General features: G+C 34.0%; 18 protein-coding genes. 17 read left to right on the forward strand and 1 reads right to left on the reverse strand.

Annotation, left to right across the window (positions count from 1 at the left end):
• Positions 1–5 precede the first annotated feature (5 nt).
• From GFS03_RS07890 to GFS03_RS07940, 10 genes are all read left to right on the forward strand, one after another.
• The gene (locus GFS03_RS07890; RefSeq protein WP_153423294.1) at positions 6–707 is read left to right on the forward strand and encodes a ribosome assembly factor SBDS; all 702 of its coding nucleotides are present in this window, start codon (positions 6–8) and stop codon (positions 705–707) included.
• A 2-nt stretch (positions 708–709) separates the two neighbouring features.
• A complete protein-coding gene (gene rrp4, locus GFS03_RS07895) occupies positions 710–1453 on the forward strand; it encodes an exosome complex RNA-binding protein Rrp4 (protein WP_153423295.1) in 744 nt (247 codons plus the stop codon).
• Positions 1419–2156 (forward strand): exosome complex exonuclease Rrp41, encoded by a 738-nt coding sequence (rrp41, locus tag GFS03_RS07900; RefSeq protein ID WP_153423296.1) that lies wholly within the window; start codon positions 1419–1421, stop codon positions 2154–2156. Before rrp4 ends, rrp41 begins: the two co-directional genes overlap by 35 nt.
• Positions 2157–2158: 2 nt before the next feature.
• A complete protein-coding gene (gene rrp42, locus GFS03_RS07905) occupies positions 2159–2986 on the forward strand; it encodes an exosome complex protein Rrp42 (protein WP_153423297.1) in 828 nt (275 codons plus the stop codon).
• A 15-nt stretch (positions 2987–3001) separates the two neighbouring features.
• Positions 3002–3214, forward strand: a complete 213-nt coding sequence (locus GFS03_RS07910; protein ID WP_153423298.1) for a 50S ribosomal protein L37ae — start codon at positions 3002–3004, stop codon at positions 3212–3214.
• The gene (locus GFS03_RS07915) at positions 3195–3707 is read left to right on the forward strand and encodes a Brix domain-containing protein (protein WP_153423299.1); all 513 of its coding nucleotides are present in this window, start codon (positions 3195–3197) and stop codon (positions 3705–3707) included. The genes GFS03_RS07910 and GFS03_RS07915 overlap by 20 nt, the downstream gene beginning before the upstream one ends.
• A 227-nt stretch (positions 3708–3934) precedes the next feature.
• Positions 3935–4315, forward strand: coding sequence for a prefoldin subunit beta (locus tag GFS03_RS07925; protein WP_153423300.1), 381 nt, complete (start codon positions 3935–3937; stop codon positions 4313–4315).
• Positions 4316–4336: 21 nt separating this feature from the next.
• On the forward strand, positions 4337–5038 hold the full coding sequence (gene xpf / locus GFS03_RS07930; protein ID WP_153423301.1) for a 3'-flap repair endonuclease Xpf: 702 nt from the start codon (positions 4337–4339) through the stop codon (positions 5036–5038).
• A 78-nt stretch (positions 5039–5116) separates the two neighbouring features.
• Positions 5117–7327: an elongation factor EF-2 gene (locus GFS03_RS07935; protein WP_153423302.1), complete on the forward strand. Its 2211-nt coding sequence runs from the start codon at positions 5117–5119 to the stop codon at positions 7325–7327.
• A 6-nt stretch (positions 7328–7333) separates the two neighbouring features.
• Entirely contained in the window at positions 7334–8062 is a 729-nt protein-coding gene (locus GFS03_RS07940; RefSeq protein ID WP_153423303.1) for an HAD family hydrolase, read from the forward strand.
• On the opposite strand, the gene GFS03_RS07945 is transcribed toward GFS03_RS07940, so the two are convergent.
• A complete protein-coding gene (locus tag GFS03_RS07945; protein WP_153423304.1) occupies positions 8045–9514 on the reverse strand; it encodes a M28 family peptidase in 1470 nt (489 codons plus the stop codon). The genes GFS03_RS07940 and GFS03_RS07945 overlap by 18 nt on opposite strands.
• A gap of 9 nt (positions 9515–9523) precedes the next feature.
• On the opposite strand from GFS03_RS07945, the gene GFS03_RS07950 reads away from it, so the two are divergent.
• From GFS03_RS07950 to GFS03_RS07980, 7 genes are all read left to right on the forward strand, one after another.
• Positions 9524–10111, forward strand: a complete 588-nt coding sequence (locus GFS03_RS07950) for a DUF447 domain-containing protein (protein WP_153423305.1) — start codon at positions 9524–9526, stop codon at positions 10109–10111.
• Between the two features lie 12 nt (positions 10112–10123).
• Positions 10124–11134 carry an isocitrate/isopropylmalate family dehydrogenase gene (locus tag GFS03_RS07955; RefSeq protein WP_153423306.1) on the forward strand — a complete coding sequence of 337 codons (1011 nt, stop codon included), beginning with the start codon at positions 10124–10126 and terminating at the stop codon, positions 11132–11134.
• Between the two features lie 93 nt (positions 11135–11227).
• Entirely contained in the window at positions 11228–14377 is a 3150-nt protein-coding gene (gene ileS, locus GFS03_RS07960) for an isoleucine--tRNA ligase (RefSeq protein WP_153423307.1), read from the forward strand.
• A complete protein-coding gene (locus GFS03_RS07965) occupies positions 14374–15123 on the forward strand; it encodes a putative RNA uridine N3 methyltransferase (RefSeq protein ID WP_153423308.1) in 750 nt (249 codons plus the stop codon). Before ileS ends, GFS03_RS07965 begins: the two co-directional genes overlap by 4 nt.
• A gap of 50 nt (positions 15124–15173) precedes the next feature.
• Positions 15174–16229, forward strand: coding sequence for a 50S ribosomal protein L3 (locus GFS03_RS07970; protein WP_153423309.1), 1056 nt, complete (start codon positions 15174–15176; stop codon positions 16227–16229).
• A gap of 5 nt (positions 16230–16234) precedes the next feature.
• Positions 16235–17038, forward strand: coding sequence for a 50S ribosomal protein L4 (rpl4p, locus tag GFS03_RS07975; RefSeq protein ID WP_153423310.1), 804 nt, complete (start codon positions 16235–16237; stop codon positions 17036–17038).
• 1 nt (position 17039) lies between these two features.
• Entirely contained in the window at positions 17040–17285 is a 246-nt protein-coding gene (locus GFS03_RS07980) for a 50S ribosomal protein L23 (RefSeq protein ID WP_153423311.1), read from the forward strand.
• The last annotated feature ends 5 nt before the right edge of the window (positions 17286–17290 follow it).

Genomic DNA, 17290 nt, shown 5'->3' on the forward strand with positions numbered 1-17290 from the left:
TTTTTATGACGAAGGAGCGTGATTATGTAGTAGTTAAATATGAATCACATGGAGAGAGATTTGAGATATTAGCTAAGCCAAAAGAAGCATTAGCTTTTAGAAGTGGGAAGAGCGTAAGTCTTTCTGATGTAGTGGTTTCTGATACTATTTATAAGGACGTAAAGAAAGGTTTAAAAGCGTCTCCAGCGTCACTTAAAAAAGTTTTTGGCACTACAGATTTCGAGACGATTGTAAAAGAAATTTTACTTAAAGGTGAATTACCAGTAACTGCAGAACAAAGGAAAGAGATGCTAGAAACTAAGAGAAAGCAAATAATTGATTTTATTCATAGAAACGCAGTTGATCCCAAAACTAATTTGCCAATTCCGCCAACTAGAATAGAGATGGCAATGGAACAAGCTAGGATACAAATCGATTTAAATAAAGACGTGGAAGCGCAAGCTATGCAAATAGTAAAGGAGATTTCTAAAATAATTCCAATCAAAATTGCAAGAGCTTTACTTAGCATTAAAGTGCCATCAGAATATAGCTCTAAGGTTAGATCGCAATTACATAACTTAGGGGAGGTAAAAAAAGCTAATTGGTTAGAAGATGGTACGTTACTGGCTGAATTGGAAATACCAGCGGGCGCACAGCAAGAGGTTATAGATAAATTAAATAATCTGACAAAAGGAGAAGTTGAAGTTAAAGTATTGCAAGTGAGATAAGCATGAGTCAGTCTCAGAAAATTATTTTACAGCCAAGGTCAATAGTAGTACCTGGCGAGCTATTAGCTGAAGGCGAATTTCAGATTCCTTGGTCTCCCTATATATTAAAGATCAATAGTAAATATTACTCCACAGTTGTTGGACTTTTTGATGTAAAAGATACTCAGTTTGAAGTGATTCCTTTAGAAGGTTCGTTCTACTATCCTAAGGTCAACGATGTGGTAATAGGTTTGATAGAGGACGTTGAGATCTATGGTTGGGTGGTTGACATAAAAGCTCCTTATAAGGCATATTTACCAGCCTCAAATCTTTTAGGAAGGTCCGTTAATGTTGGAGAGGATTTAAGGAGATATTTAGACGTGGGCGACTATGTTATAGCTAGAATTGAAAATTTTGATAGGTCAATAGATCCCGTTTTATCAGTTAAAGGTAAGGACCTAGGTCGTGTCAATAATGGGATAGTAATTGATATAATGCCAGTTAAGGTTCCGCGTGTTATAGGAAAGAATAAAAGTATGTATGAGACCTTGACCTCAAAAAGTGGATGCAGCATGTTTGTTGCTAACAATGGTAGGATATGGGCTACTTGTCCTTCCCGCTTTTCTGAAGAAATTTTAATTGAGGCAATTAGGAAGATTGAAAATGAGTCACATATAAAAGGATTGACAGATAGAATAAAACAATTCATTGAGGAAAAATTAGGTGAGAGAAATGCTTCAAGTGGAGAGACCAAAACTAATCCTTGAAGGTGGAAAACGAACAGATGGTAGAAAGCCCGATGAATTAAGGAGTATAAAGATAGAATTAGGGGTGCTTAAAAACGCTGATGGTTCAGCAATTTTTGAGATGGGAAACACAAAGGCTATAGCAGCAGTTTACGGTCCGAAGGAAATGCATCCGAGGCACTTATCTCTTCCAGATAGAGCAGTATTAAGAGTTAGATACCATATGACACCATTTTCTACAGACGAGCGAAAGAATCCAGCACCTAGTAGAAGAGAAATTGAGCTTTCTAAGGTTATAAGAGAAGCTTTAGAATCAGCCGTTTTAGTGGAACTGTTTCCAAGAACTGCAATAGACGTTTTTACTGAAGTATTACAAGCAGACGCCGGATCCAGATTAGTTTCATTAATGGCTGCATCTTTAGCGTTAGCCGACGCTGGAATTCCCATGAGAGATCTAATAGCTGGGGTAGCAGTAGGGAAGGCTGATGGAGTAATAGTTCTAGATTTGAATGAACTCGAGGATATGTGGGGAGAAGCTGATATGCCGGTTGCAATGATGCCGTCTTTAAACCAAGTGAATCTATTCCAGTTAAATGGTAGTATGACACCGGAGGAATTTAGGCAAGCTTTTGATTTAGCTGTTAAGGGTATAAATATAATATATAATTTAGAGAGGGAGGCCCTAAAAAGCAAGTATGTAGAGTTTAAAGAAGAGGGTGTATAGAATTGTCTTCTACTCCATCAAATCAAAATATTATACCTATAATTAAGAAGGAAAGTATAGTAAGTCTTTTTGAGAAAGGTATTAGGCAAGATGGAAGAAAATTAACGGATTATAGACCTCTTTCAATAACCTTGGATTACGCAAAGAAGGCTGATGGTTCTGCGTTAGTAAAGTTAGGCACAACAATGGTATTGGCTGGGACAAAACTTGAAATAGATAAGCCTTATGAAGACACTCCTAATCAAGGAAACCTCATTGTCAATGTTGAACTCTTACCTTTAGCGTATGAAACCTTTGAACCTGGACCTCCGGATGAGAATGCTATTGAATTAGCTAGAGTAGTAGATAGAAGTTTAAGGGATTCTAAAGCATTAGATCTAACTAGGCTTGTAATAGAACCTGGTAAAAGTGTATGGACAGTATGGCTTGATGTTTACGTATTAGACTATGGCGGGAATGTATTGGACGCATGTACGTTGGCCTCAGTTGCAGCATTATATAATACTAAAGTGTATAGGGTGGAGCAAGATTCTAACGGATTTAGAGTCAATAAAAATGAAATTACTGGTAAATTACCATTGAATTATCCAGTAGTTACAGTATCTATAGCAAAAGTTGATAAATATTTAATAGTTGATCCAGATTTGGATGAAGAGTCAATAATGGACGCTAAGATTTCATTTTCTTACACTCCAGATCTAAGAATAGTGGGGATTCAAAAGAGTGGAAAGGGCAGTATGTCATTACAAGATATTGATCAAGCTGAGAATACAGCAAGATTAGCGGCTGTTAAGCTTTTAGAAGAACTTAAAAAGCAGTTAGGAATTTAATTATAGGCGACAATTATGGGGAAAGTCACTGGAATTGCAGGAAGATTCGGGGCTAGATATGGCTCTACTCTAAGGAAGAAGTGGAAAGAAATAATGGAAAAGAGGTATGAGGATCATCAATGCCCTTATTGTAAGACTACTGGTAAAGTTGTCAGATTAGCTTCCGGAATATGGTACTGTAAGAAATGTAGTTCTAAGTGGGCAGGTCTTGCATACACACCGTACTAGAATAGTTATAACTTCATCTAGAGACCCTAGTATTAGGACAAGAAATTTTTTAAATATTTTGGCTTTTCTATTACCTGATTCAGTTAAAATTACACGTGGTAAAAAAAGTAAGATAGAGATATTTAAAAGGGCTATTAATTTAGGAGCAATATATTTGTTATTCGTATTAGCTAAGAATGGGAATCCATTAAGAATAGTTGTTTATGATTTAGAGAGTTTTTCTATAAAATATCTTTTTAAATTAAGAGGTTTATCATTACCATCTGATTATAATATACCATTGCGTCAGATAAAAGGGCATAATACTATATGTATAGAATTAAACGGGTGTAATTTTCTGAGAGATTTTCTAGTCGATATGAATATCTACAATTTGTCGGATAATTGTGAAGTTGTTGTGAACTCAAAGCTAATCTCTAATAATATTTGTGAGCTTTTGTTCACGTTATCTACGAAAAACATTAAGTTTTTAAAGATGATATTAGAAGTGTGAAGATAGAGATTTCAATTTATGAAGAAAATTATAATAACAATAAATTGGAAGATATAATATATGAGTCAATAATAATTGAAAAGATAGATACTAAATATGTAAAAATTGAGAAATCACCTTTACAGATTAAGATAGATGCGCCATCAATTACAAGAGCTAGAGCTATAATGAACTCTTATATACTTTGGATCTATACAATTCTAAAGTCACTGGAAGAGGTGAAAAAAGTGGCCGAGAAATTACCTCCAGAAGTTCAAGCTCAACTAGCTAAATTTCAGCAGTTAAAAGATCAACTTGATAGATTACTATTGGAAAAGTCTACTATAGAAAATGAATTAAGGGAGATAAACAAAGTACTGGAAGAATTATCAGTTCTAAATGCGGATGCTATTATTTATAAAATTGTGGGGAATCTGTTGATTAAATCAGATAAGACATCAGTGGAAAAGGAGCTTAATGATAGGAAAGAATTATTGGAACTCCGATCAAGGACTTATCAGAAGCAAGAAAGTATTTTAAGAAAGCAGTTAGAAGACTTACAAGCTAAAATAAACGAGATGTTATCGAAGTATTATCCGCAAGGTGGCCAAACAGGTATAAAAGCTTAAGCGAGATAACTTATTAGTGTTATGGTAATTAGAATTTACGCCGATGATAGGGAAAAGGCTAGTGGTATACCAGAGTTATTAAAGGAGTTAGGAGTTACGGTAATATTTTCTCAACTTAGTGTTGCTGATTATGTAATAGGTGAAGAGGCTGCAGTAGAGAGGAAGTCGGTAAATGATTTGGTAAATTCGGTTTTTGACAAAAGGTTTTTTGATCAAATCAGTAGGCTTTCAGAGGTTTATAATTTTCCAATGTTAATTGTTGAAGGTGATATTAATGAAATTAGGAAAATAACCGAAAAGTGGAGAGCGATAGATAATGCTTTAATTTCAGCTACGATTGATTATGACGTTAAAGTATTTTATTCTAGAGATAAAAAAGATACTGCAGAAGTTTTGAAAAAAATAGCAGAGAAGTATCAATTAGGAGAAAATGGAGGTAGGAGAATTAATTTACATAATAAAGCTAAACTAGAAAGTGTTTCTGATATACAGCTTTATATTGTAGAGTCTTTTCCTAATATCGGTTCTGTACTTGCTGAAAGGCTGCTACTTAAGTTTGGAACGATACAGAATATTTGTAATGCACCAATATCAGAATTGGAAAAAGCATTAGGTAGTAGGAAAAAAGCTGAGGATATTTATAAAATTTTAAGGGTACACTATTCTAAAACTAATGCTGATAATGATAGTAAGAAAAGTGCCTCTTTATTTGATTTCCTTTAAATTTTTTAGTCTCTTTTTTAGCATTACCTTTTAATATGGGTCTAGAGAAGTTTAAGTGCGAGAAGTTGGTGATTTCATTTGCCTAGATATAAGACAGTAGAGCAAGTTCTAAGCTTAATGAAAGATAGAACGAGAGTTAGAAATATAGGTATAATTGCTCATGTGGATCATGGAAAAACTACAACTAGTGATACGTTACTAGCTGCATCAGGTATAATATCTCCTAAAGTAGCAGGTGAAGCTCTAGCCTTAGATTACTTAAATGTCGAGCAACAAAGAGGTATAACAGTAAAGGCTGCTAATATTAGCTTATATCACGAAGTAGAAGGTAAAGGTTATGTAATTAATCTAATTGATACTCCTGGGCACGTTGATTTTAGCGGAAGAGTTACAAGAAGTCTAAGAGTTTTAGATGGTTCAATTGTAGTTGTAGACGCAGTGGAAGGAATTATGACACAGACTGAAACAGTATTAAGACAAAGTCTGGAAGAGAGAGTTAGACCAATCCTATTTATAAACAAAGTAGATAGATTAGTAAAGGAATTAAAGTTAAGTTCACAAGAAATGTTAAATAGATTATTAGATATAATCAGGCAATTTAATAACTTAATCGATATGTATGGAGAACCAGAATTTAAAGAAAAATGGATGATTAACCCGCAAGCTGGAAATGTGATATTTGGATCTGCTAAAGATAAATGGGGATTTAGTTTGCCTATGGCACAGAAAAAAGGAATTAATATGAAGAATGTTATTGACGCGTATACTTCTTCTGATAAGTCTAAACTTGAAGAATTAGCTTCACAAGTTCCTATTAATGAAGCTCTACTAGATGCTGCTATAAAATTCGTTCCAAATCCTATTGAAGCGCAAAAATATAGAATTCCAAAAATCTGGAAAGGAGATCTAGATAACGAGCTAGCTAAGGCGATGTTAAATGCTGATCCAAATGGTCCCATAGTATTTATGATAACCGATATGAAAGTTGATCCTCATGCAGGATTAGTCGCAACAGGAAGGGTGTTCTCAGGTACCCTTAGAGCTGGTGAGGAGTTGTGGTTAGTTAACGCTAAGACCTCACAAAGGATACTTCAGGTAAGCTTATACATGGGCCCAACTAGAGAGCTTGCAGAAGAGATTCCAGCAGGTAATATTGCAGCCGTATTAGGTTTAGATAGGGCAAGATCCGGAGAGACAGCTATTTCTGTTAGTTTTAGTAATGTGCAAGGGAGTTTTGAAAGATTACACTACATATCTGAACCAGTAGTTACTATAGCCGTAGAGCCTAAGAATCCTAAAGATTTGACTAAAATGATTGATGCATTAAGGAAGCTTAGTATTGAAGATCCAAACTTAGTGGTTAAAATAAATGAAGAAACTGGAGAATACTTGCTATCGGGAATGGGTTTCTTACATTTGGAGGTGTCATTACAGTTATTACGTGAGAATTATGGTATTGATGTAGTTACTACTCCGCCAATTGTTGTTTATAGAGAAAGTATAAGAGCCAAGAGTCAAGTATTTGAAGGAAAGTCTCCAAATAAGCATAACAAGTTCTACTTAAGTGTAGAGCCTTTAAATGATAAGACTATAGAGCTAATAAGTAATGGCACGATAAGGGAGGATATGGATAGTAAAGAGATGGCTAAGATATTAAGAGATGAAGCCGGTTGGGACTACGATGAAGCTAAGAGAATTATTGCGATAGATGAGAACGTTAACGTATTTGTAGATTTAACTAGTGGTGTCCAGCATTTGAGGGAAGTTATGGATACAGTGCTTCAAGGATTTAGGTTAGCTATGAAAGAAGGTCCTTTGGCACATGAACCGATTAGAGGTGTTAAAGTTATCTTACATGATGCTGTAATACATGAAGATCCTGCCCACAGAGGACCAGCACAGATATATCCTGCAGTTAGAAACTCTATATTTGCTGGATTCTTAACTTCAAGGCCGACTTTACTAGAGCCAATACAGAAACTGGATATAAGAGTACCTGCAGATCTTATAGGCAACGTCACTGCAGTGATAACTAGAAAAAGAGGTAAAATCCTTGATGTTTCTCAAATAGCTAACATGTCTAGGATAACTGCTGAGATCCCCGTTTCAGAGTCATATGATATGGCAAGTGAACTGAGAGGTTCCACTGGAGGTAGAGCATTCTGGGGTACTGAGTTTAGCAGATGGGCTCCAGTTCCAGATAGTATCTTACTGGATGTAGTTACTAAGATTAGAGAGAGGAAAGGGTTACCTAAAGAACTACCAAAAGTGGAAGATTTCTTGTCGTGAGTTGAATTGTCGACTAATTATAAAATATTCAATAATGTGAAGGCGGTGCTTTTTGATTTTGATGATACATTAGTTGACTTTAGTACGAAGGCTAAAGAAGCTTTGGATGCAGTAAGTAAGGATATATATACATACATAAAAGAGAATTATCAACAAGAGATTGATATAAATATAATTAGGAAATTAGTGGAGGAGGAAAGTAAAAAGTTAGATAGCAAGGGAGAGTATAATAGAAATAAATGGTGGGAGAGTATTCTAAAATCATTAAATATTGTTAATATAGATAAGTCTCAGCTTTATGATTGGACTAGTTTGTATTGGTCGATTGCTAGTCAAACTGAACCATACGAAGATGCAAAGGAAATTATAGAATATCTAGATAGTAAAGGATATAAACTTGGTATAATTACAAATAGTGATGGAGAAGGTGGAAATAAAAGTAGTAGATTGAGGACTTTCCCCTTAATAGATAAATTCGATTTGATACTAATAGCTGGAGAGGGAGGTATTAGACCAAAGCCTAATTTAGAGCCGTTTATAATATCATGCGAAAGGTTTTCAGTAGAGCCCAGTTCGTGTGTTTTTGTAGGAGATGAACCAGTAAAAGATTGTTTAGCAGCTAAGAAGGCTAACATGATTAGTGTGTTAATAGACAGAGAAGGTAAAGTGAAAGACGCCGAACTTTATGCAGACTTTGTAATATCTAATCTTAAACAATTAGAAGAATTTCTTTAAGATGAAGTAAATTTTGTTAATATATTCATTAGCTATTGATTCCTTTAATTCATTAATATAATACGAATAAAACCTATAAAACATTTCATCTTTTCTCAGTCTTTTTATACATCCTAGATCCTCGATACAAACATCATTTTTTCTTGCAAGGTTTAGTCCCTTAATCTTATGAAATAATTCTACTGTAGAATAGGGTTGATTAAGTTCTAGCACACCACCATATAATTTTATCATCTCTCTATACGGTTCCATATAATTTTTATCAAGTAAATCCTCAACATTTACTAAGTAAGATTTTAGTTCTGCCGGTAATTCTACCATGTCTTTTTTAAGTTCCTCTTTCATTTCACTTGTTTTATACACTATATTTTCATTAATTATTCTATTAATTATATCTAATACTGTACTTGCGTTTGAAAATGCATTGGATCTATCATTATCTATGATGTCGTATTCCCCATGATAATGAATATTTCCTAAACTCTCTATTGTAATACTTGGAATTCCAACCTTTATGTATGAGTATCCATCACTATAGATCTCAGGGGTCCCAACGACATTTTTAAAATATTTTCTAGAGAGTTCAAGAAGTCCGGGGACGGATTTTAAAGCTAAACTTTCCTCACTTATATTATCTATGTTAATGTTAAGTAAGATATTGTCAACGTTTTTGTAATTTTTCAAAAACTCTCTAGATCCATGTGACCATGAGAATGTTGAGAAATTGAAAGAGCCTGATTCTTCCGCAGTAAATGAGATTAGATGTGTTTCGTAAATACTAGACCTAAATTCTCTTAATAAAGATACTGCTAAGAGATTGTCTCTCTCTCCTTTAAACCAATGATCATGATGTGCAGTAATATGTATTATCTTATTTTCGTTTTTCGAATTTCTTATGGCTTCGATAATATAACCTGTTGCAAAAGGATTTAAATCGGTTCTTAGCGATATTCTGCACTTACCCTTTATATGAGGAAAATCGTTCTCCTTAACATAAAACGCTGGTATCGGTGGTGGGTAACTAGGTCGATGACTTAGAAGGTCTCCATACTTTATCACGAATTTTCTTTTCTCGCTATCTAGAGAAAAGATAATTCCTAAACAATCTTTTTCTACTGCCTCTATATATAATTTATTGATTTCATATAAATTCTGTATCTTAATTTTCATTAAATTTCTATCATTACATTCTTTAAAATTTTCTACTACACTTCCTTCAATTTCAGTTGATAAAGAGTAAGGAAGCGAAATTATATCTGTTATTGTTTTTGATTCGCATTCAAAAATTAGTTCTTTCTGTTCCCAATTGAGTACTCTAATCGGGATTAGTCTAATTTCATCACTATTGTCTTCCAGCATTTTTTTGATTTCTCTCACTAATTTTATTTCATTACTGGATCCAGTTATTATTTCGCCATAATTAGATAAGGTTTTTAGATGTTGCAATAACACAAGTGAGTTATGAAGAAGTTTTTAAAAATGTTCTTTCCTCATGATGGGATATATGAGGTGTTAGTAGGTACTTCAGGGATAAAACCTATAATAAAACCACTTGGTATAGTTGTAGAGGCAAGTGAACTTAAGTTTAAAATATATAAGAGTACATTAACATATTCTAATCTAGAGAAAAACAACAAATGTTCAATACATGTAAGCTTAAATACAGATTTTTTTATTCTTTCAATGCTAGATAAGCTAACTTTTGATATGGATAGTGAATATAACGTTCCAATACTCAATAATCTGAATATTATTTACGCTGAGTGCAGTAAGGTTTCTGATAATGATCCATCAATATTTTCAGTGAAACCGCTAGATTTGGAAATAAATTCTATTCCAACCAGAGCATATAATAGAGGTGATTATATTTCGGTTGACTTTCTAGTGAATTACACTAGATTAGACATATATAAGGGTGAAGAATTGGAAAAGCTTATTAGGATTTTAGGTTACGAATTAGGCGTAATAAAGCGTACATCCCCTCATACTTATAGTCTCTTGGAAGAAATAGTGAATAAGATAAGATTAAAAGGTTTTAAGCTAGACTAGTTTTCTTTACATATGACTTTTCAAGTAGCTGTAATTCCTGGTGATGGTATAGGACCAGAGTTATACGAAGGAAGTAAAAGAATTATATCTAAGTTAATAGAGAAATACAATCTTGATATTAACTTAATTGAAGTTGAGGCTGGTGATACTGCATTAAATAAATATGGAGAAGCCTTACCTAAACAAACCTTAAGTGTTATAGAAAAGGCGGATATGATTCTAAAAGGTCCAGTTGGAGAGACCGCAATGGATGTTGTAGTTAAATTAAGGCAAATGTATGACATGTACGCAAATATTAGACCAGCTAAGTCACTACCTAATGTTCAGACAAAATATCCAAATGTTGACTTACTAATTGTAAGGGAAAATACGGAAGATTTGTACAAAGGGTTTGAGTTCGTTCCGTTTAATGGGGTCGCAATAGCTATTAAAGTAACCACTGAGTTCGCCTCCAAAAGAATAGTTAATATAGCATTAAATTATGCTTTAATGAGGCGTCGTAAAGTTACGTGTGTTCATAAATCTAATGTTATGAGAGTTACGGATGGACTTTTCGCAAGTGTTTGTAGGGAAGTTTTGAAAGGCAAGGTGAATTTTGAGGAGATGTATGTTGATGCAGCTGCTGCCAATTTAGTACGAGATCCAACTCGGTTTGATGTAATAGTGACTAGTAACGTTTATGGTGATATTTTAAGTGATGAGGCTAGTCAGATAGCGGGGAGTTTAGGTTTAGCTCCATCTGCGAATATTGGAGATAGAAAATCCATGTTTGAACCAGTACATGGTGCGGCTTTTGATATTGCAGGAAAAGGAATTGCTAATCCTACCGCATTTCTGTTATCTGTATCAATGATGCTTAGTAGAATGTATGAATTATCTAAGGAGGATAGATATCTATTAGCATCTAAGTCGTTAGAGAATGCAATAATAGAGACCTACAAAAGTGGGAAGAAGCTAACGGAAGATGTTGGTGGTAATGCTAAGTTAAAGGACATGGTAGACGAAATATATAAGTATATATAATGTGTGCAATGTAAAGTTTGATTAGTTACGAAGTTTAATTTTTATAAACTTGTCAAGTTTAATAGGGTATGGTGAGTTGAATTATCCACTGTAATCAAGCCTCTTACTGGTAATTATGACCCCAAAAAGATTGAAGAGGAAATAATTTCATTTTGGGAAGAAAGTAAAATTTTCAACAAATTAAAAGATATTGTAAGCAAAAGAAAGGAAAAGTTCCTATTTATAGATGGTCCCCCATACCCTTCAAGCCCTACTCCTCATATAGGGACTATTTGGAACAAGGTAATAAAGGATTGTATATTGCGTTACGAACGATTACTAGGTAAAAAGGTCCATGACCAGCCAGGGTATGATACACATGGATTGCCTATAGAAGTTGCAACTGAAAGGCTACTTGGAATATCGAATAAGCAAGAAATTATAGATAAAATTGGAGTAGAGAATTTCATTAATAAATGCAAAGAGTTTGCATTATCTAATGCTGCTAAAATGACACAAAACTTTAAGGATGTTGGAGTCTTTATGGATTGGGAGAATCCTTACTATACGTTAGACCCTTCTTATATAAGCTCTTCATGGAGCGTAATTAAGAAAGCTTATGAGAAAGGGATGTTAGATAAGGGTACTGCAGTATTACATTGGTGTCCTAGATGTGAAACAACTCTGTCAGATTATGAAGTGTCTGAATATAAGGATTTAGAGGATCCTTCTATCTATGTTAAGTTTAAGATTAAAGGTGAAAAAAACAGATATCTATTAATATGGACTACTACACCATGGACTATACCATCTAATGTTTTTGTAATGATAAATAAGGACTATGATTATGCTGATGTAGAGGTTAATGGTGAGGTATTAATACTTGCAAAGGATCGTATAGAGGCTGTTATGAATGAGGCAGGTATAACTAACTACAAGATACTCAGAGTCTATAAGGGTAGTGAGTTAATAGGAATAAAGTACGAGCATCCTCTAAGAGATTTTGTTAGTGCTCAAACTAGATTAGATGATTTTCATCAAGTTGTAGATGCTGGTAATGTAGTTACATTAACTGATGGTACTGGTCTCGTGCACGGTGCTACTGGACATGGTGAAGAAGATTTCATGGTAGGTCAGAAATATGGTTTTCCAGTAGTAATGTTTGTTAATGATAGGGGGGAATTTACTGAAGAAGGTGGAAAATATAAAGGCCTGAAAGTTAGAGAAGCGTCTAAGGTGATAATTAACGATTTGAAATTGAAAAACGCTTTATTCTTTGAAGGGAAGATAACCCATCGTTATCCCGTATGTTGGAGATGTAAGACTCCATTAATACTTAGAGCTATTGATCAATGGTTCATAAGAGTTACGAAAATAAAAGATAAAATGCTTAATGAAATAGAGAATGTAAACTGGATTCCAGATTGGGGTAAATCCAGAATATCTAACATGGTTAAGGAGCTCAGAGATTGGGTTATAAGTAGGCAAAGATTCTGGGGAACTCCTCTTCCTATATGGATTTGTGAGAAGTGTAATAATGTTATAGTAGTTGGGAGTAAAGAAGAACTAGAGAGTATAGCAATAGATTCTGTTCCTAACGATTTACATAGACCGTGGATAGATAATGTAAGGGTAAAATGTAATAAGTGTGGTGGAGTTGCTAAGAGAATTTCTGATGTGGCGGATGTTTGGTTTGATAGTGGTGTGGCTTTCTTTGCTAGTCTGGGTAAAGATTGGCAAGAGAAATGGAAGGAATTAGGTCCAGTAGATCTGGTTCTAGAAGGCCATGATCAGTTAAGGGGTTGGTTCTTCAGTTTGCTTAGATCTGGATTAATACTACTAGATAAAGCTCCCTATTCTTCTGTATTAGTTCATGGATTTATGCTGGATGAACAAGGTAGAGAAATGCATAAGAGTTTAGGTAATTATGTTGAACCTGCTATAGTAATTCAAAGGTATGGTAGGGATATATTACGTTTATGGCTACTCAGAAATACTACATGGGAGGACGCTAAATTTTCATGGAGAGCATTAGAGCTAGCTAAAAGGGATTTACAAATAATTTGGAACACATACGTGTTTGCATCAATGTATATGAACTTAGATAACTTTGACCCGCTCAAGTATAGTCTTGATAGCGTTATAAAATACGCTAAGATAGAAGATTTATGGATATTATCTAGATTTAATTCGATGTTAAAGAAGGTAACTGAGTCAATGAAGAATTATAAGGTACATGAAATGGCTAATTACCTGATAAACTTTCTAGTAGAGGATGTCAGTAGGTTTTATATAAGGTTAATAAGAAAGAGGGCCTGGATAGAAGCTACCACTCAAGATAAGATAGCAATGTACTATATTCTCTATTTTGTATTGAAGCAATGGATTATATTAGCATCTACTATAATTCCATTTATTTCAGAGAAAATCTATAAATCCTTTGTAGTTAATGCTAAGGAATCAGTCTCAATGGAGTCTAGTATTAGTTATGATGAGAGATTTATCGATAATGAGTTAGAAAAGGCTTTTGAAGTTGCTAGGGAAATAAATGAGGCTTCATTAAACGCTAGAGCTAAAGCTGGAATAAAACTAAGATGGCCATTAGCTAAGGTTTATATTTTTATAGAAGATGAAGATACTTTGGCTAAGGTTAATAGAATAAAAGATGTTTTGTTATCTCTCCTAAACGCTAAAGATATAGAAATAGGTAAAATAGAAGGGTTCAAAAGCTTCAGTAAATATAAGGTAGAGCCTAATAGGTCGGTCATAGGGAAAGAGTACAAAAGTATGTCGCCTAAGATATTGGATTATATTGTAAAAAATAGTGATATAATAGCTATAGATATACTTAATAAAAAACAGCACGTAGCTAAAATAGATAATGTTGATATAATACTTAATACTTCCCATGTTAATATCTCAGAAGAAACAATTGAAGGTTATGTTTCATCTAAATTTACCCAAGGGATAGTAGTCATAAGTAAGGAAATTTCAGAGAGTGAGGAAGAAGAGGGATTAGTTAGAGATATCATAAGGAGGATACAGTTTATGAGAAAGCAACTAAAGCTAAATGTTGTAGATTACATTGAGATTAGTATAAAAGCGCCAGAAGAAAGAGTAAAAACCATTCAAAAGTGGGAGGAATTTATTAAGAATGAGACTAGGGGTAATAAGATAATTTTGGGTGAGGCTAAAGGAGATATCGTTATGGATTGGGATATAGAAGGAGAATCTTATATAATAGGGATAAAGAAGTCTACATGATGTTTCCTTTTCCACGATATAAGCCCTTAAATGTTGCTCTTTTTTTATCTATATTTGATGTTGAAAATTCTCTTCTTGAAATTACGTTAAAACTTTCATTTATACTCAGAGTTACAAATACATTTAGGGTCAATAAAATTTACTGGATAACAGACTCCGTCAATTCTAATACCTTGGAAAAAATAATTAAAGATATTACGAAATACGCTATTTTACCTCCTTATCTTAAAAAATATGTTCCTATAAGTCGTAATTTAAAGAAAGTTGGTTTAATGAGTCCCTTGACAATACCATATCACCTCATTTTTAAACAAGTTGCTGAAGGTGAAATAAGATTAGGATATAAGGGTGATTTCGGTTTAAATAAGAGAATAACTTCATCATCAAAGTCAATTCTGATTACTGACTCCCTAAAACTCGGTTATATTGATTATAATGTTTTCTATTATAGCGGAGTTAAAAATGAGTTTATAGATTTTAAAAAGATACTCGATTTTGATAATCTTATAATTGCTAGTAGGAATGGCAAAAATCCCTTAAAGGCAAAGGAAGAGTTGACTAACTTATACAATAAATATGGCCTTACCTTGCTTATTGGACCACCTGCTGGAAATCTATTACAAAGGTTAGGTAAGCAATACTTGGATAAGTCATATAACTTCGTAATTAAACAAGGAGTTTTAGATATAAGGGCGGAAGAGGCATTGGCTTATTCTCTTTCTATTCTAAACCTTCTGTTAAGTTAGATTTATAATGCTTGAGTGATAGGTGAAATAGCAATTAGCGGGGATTAAGAATGGGTCACCGAAAGTTAGCCTCACCTAGACGTGGATCAGCTGGTCTTAGACCTAGAAAAAGATCATCTGAATTATTACCAACACCTAGAACATGGCCCCAAATAAATTCACAGAATCCAAAATTGTTAGGCTTTGTAGGATATAAGGTTGGTATGACACATGTTTTTATGATTGATGATTGGCCTAATTCTCCTACTAATGGTAAAGAAATATATATGCCAGTTACAGTGTTAGAAGTACCTCCAATTATACCGTTGGCATTGAGAGCCTACGCAGTGGATGGTAAAGGTGAACCAAACGTGATAACAGAATATTGGTCTCCCTCCTCTTTACAGTTCTTGGATATCACGAGAAGAATTCATTCTCTTTCATTCTTTTTGAAAAATGATGAAAATAAAAAGAAGTTTGAGGAAAAGTTTAGTAGTAAATTGGATCTTATCAAATCTAACCTAGATAGAATAGTCTACTTTAGGCTCTTAGTCGCTACTCAACCTAGGAAGATTCCATCATTAGGTAAAAAAGTACCAGATCTGGTAGAGATCCAAATAGGTGGAGGAGAAAAGAAAGCACAACTAGATTACGCATTAAACGTTTTAGGAAAGGAAATTTCAATTAGAGACGTTTTCAAGGAGGGTCAACTAATAGACGTTATAGGAGTTACTAAAGGTAAAGGTTTCGCTGGTGTGATAAAAAGGTATAGTGTAGTGGAATTACCTAGGTGGCATAAACATAGAAAAGGAAGTAGGAAAATAGGTACTAGAGGCCCATCTTTAGGAACACCTAGCTATACACCTCAGCCAGGTCAGTTAGGTTTTCACAGAAGAACCGAATATAATAAGAGAATTATAAAAATTGGGGATGATTCTAAGGAGATAAATCCTGCAGGTGGTTTTGTTAGGTACGGAATAGTTAGGAACACGTATATTTTGTTAGAAGGCTCTATATTAGGTTCAAAGAAGAGGCCAATATTCTTAAGAGATCCGATTAGACCTTCTTATGTTTTCGAAAGTGCTCCTAAGATAACTTATATTAACATTTTAAGTCAGCAAGGGTGAGTTAAATGTATTTAGAGCTAATTAAGAAAAACTCTGTAATTTTAGATAAAGATGGAAATAAGGTAAAAGATATTGAGTTACCTTTAATTTTTTCATTTCCAGTTAGAAAAGATATAATAAGAAGAGTATTTTTAGCGGAGTTTACACATTCTCTACAACCGAAAGGCAGAGACCCTATGGCAGGCAAAAGAACATCAGCTGAGAGTTTTGGAATAAATTTAGGTATGGCAAGAGTTCCTAGAGTAAAAAATTCTGGAGAAGCTGCCTTAGCACCTAATACCGTAGGTGGTAGATTAGCGTTTCCACCTTTGATAGATAAAAAACTTGTAGAAGAGGTAAACGATAAGGAAAAACAATTAGCAGTAATTAGTGCGTTGAGCGCTACAGCGGATAAAGCCTTTATTATAGCTAGGGGACATGTATTTAAAGATACAGTAAGTTTTCCTATAATAGTAGCTGATGATATTGTTAATCTAAAAACTGCAAGCGAAGTGGAAGAATTTTTAGAGAAAATAGGTGTTTATGATGATGTAAAGAGAGTTAAAGAGAGGATTAAGATAAGAGCTGGAAAGGGTAAAATGAGAGGAAGAAAATATAAAGAACCGGTAGGTCCATTGATTATAGCACATGACACTAATTCTCCAATAATAAAGGCAGCACGAAACATAGCTGGAGTTGACGTAGTTAACGCTAAAGATGTGAGTGTTATTCATCTGGCTCCAGGTGCACATCCGGGCAGGCTTACTATTTACACTGAAAGTAGCATAAATATTTTAGATAAGCGATTGAGTAGGAGATTGGTGAGTTAAAATGATTCAAATGGCTTTAGCTACGGAGAAAGCATTAAAACTTATTGAGGCTTATAATACGCTCACATTAATAGTAGATAAGACTGATACAAAGAGTGACATTAAGAAATCTGTTGAGAGATTATTTGGTGTTAAGGTGGTAAAAGTTAACGTGGTTATAACGCCTCAAGGTTACAAGAAGGCATATGTAAAATTGGCACCAGAATATAAAGCAAGTGATATAGCCCATAGATTGGGCATCTTGTGAGGTGA

The sequence above is a fragment of the Sulfolobus sp. E5-1-F genome, assembly GCF_009601705.1.
GTDB lineage: Archaea > Thermoproteota > Thermoprotei_A > Sulfolobales > Sulfolobaceae > Saccharolobus.

Excerpts from the sequence above, each read along its gene's own strand:
- GFS03_RS07965 (WP_153423308.1), top strand. The coding sequence starts at position 14,374 with ATGATGTTTCCTTTTCCACGATATAAGCCCTTAAATGTTGCTCTTTTT.
- GFS03_RS07950 (WP_153423305.1), top strand. The coding sequence starts at position 9,524 with ATGAAGAAGTTTTTAAAAATGTTCTTTCCTCATGATGGGATATATGAG.
- rrp41 (WP_153423296.1), top strand. The coding sequence starts at position 1,419 with ATGCTTCAAGTGGAGAGACCAAAACTAATCCTTGAAGGTGGAAAACGA.
- GFS03_RS07970 (WP_153423309.1), top strand. The coding sequence starts at position 15,174 with ATGGGTCACCGAAAGTTAGCCTCACCTAGACGTGGATCAGCTGGTCTT.
- GFS03_RS07980 (WP_153423311.1), top strand. The coding sequence starts at position 17,040 with ATGATTCAAATGGCTTTAGCTACGGAGAAAGCATTAAAACTTATTGAG.
- rpl4p (WP_153423310.1), top strand. The coding sequence starts at position 16,235 with ATGTATTTAGAGCTAATTAAGAAAAACTCTGTAATTTTAGATAAAGAT.
- xpf (WP_153423301.1), top strand. The coding sequence starts at position 4,337 with ATGGTAATTAGAATTTACGCCGATGATAGGGAAAAGGCTAGTGGTATA.
- GFS03_RS07955 (WP_153423306.1), top strand. The coding sequence starts at position 10,124 with ATGACTTTTCAAGTAGCTGTAATTCCTGGTGATGGTATAGGACCAGAG.
- GFS03_RS07890 (WP_153423294.1), top strand. The coding sequence starts at position 6 with ATGACGAAGGAGCGTGATTATGTAGTAGTTAAATATGAATCACATGGA.
- GFS03_RS07910 (WP_153423298.1), top strand. The coding sequence starts at position 3,002 with ATGGGGAAAGTCACTGGAATTGCAGGAAGATTCGGGGCTAGATATGGC.
- rrp4 (WP_153423295.1), top strand. The coding sequence starts at position 710 with ATGAGTCAGTCTCAGAAAATTATTTTACAGCCAAGGTCAATAGTAGTA.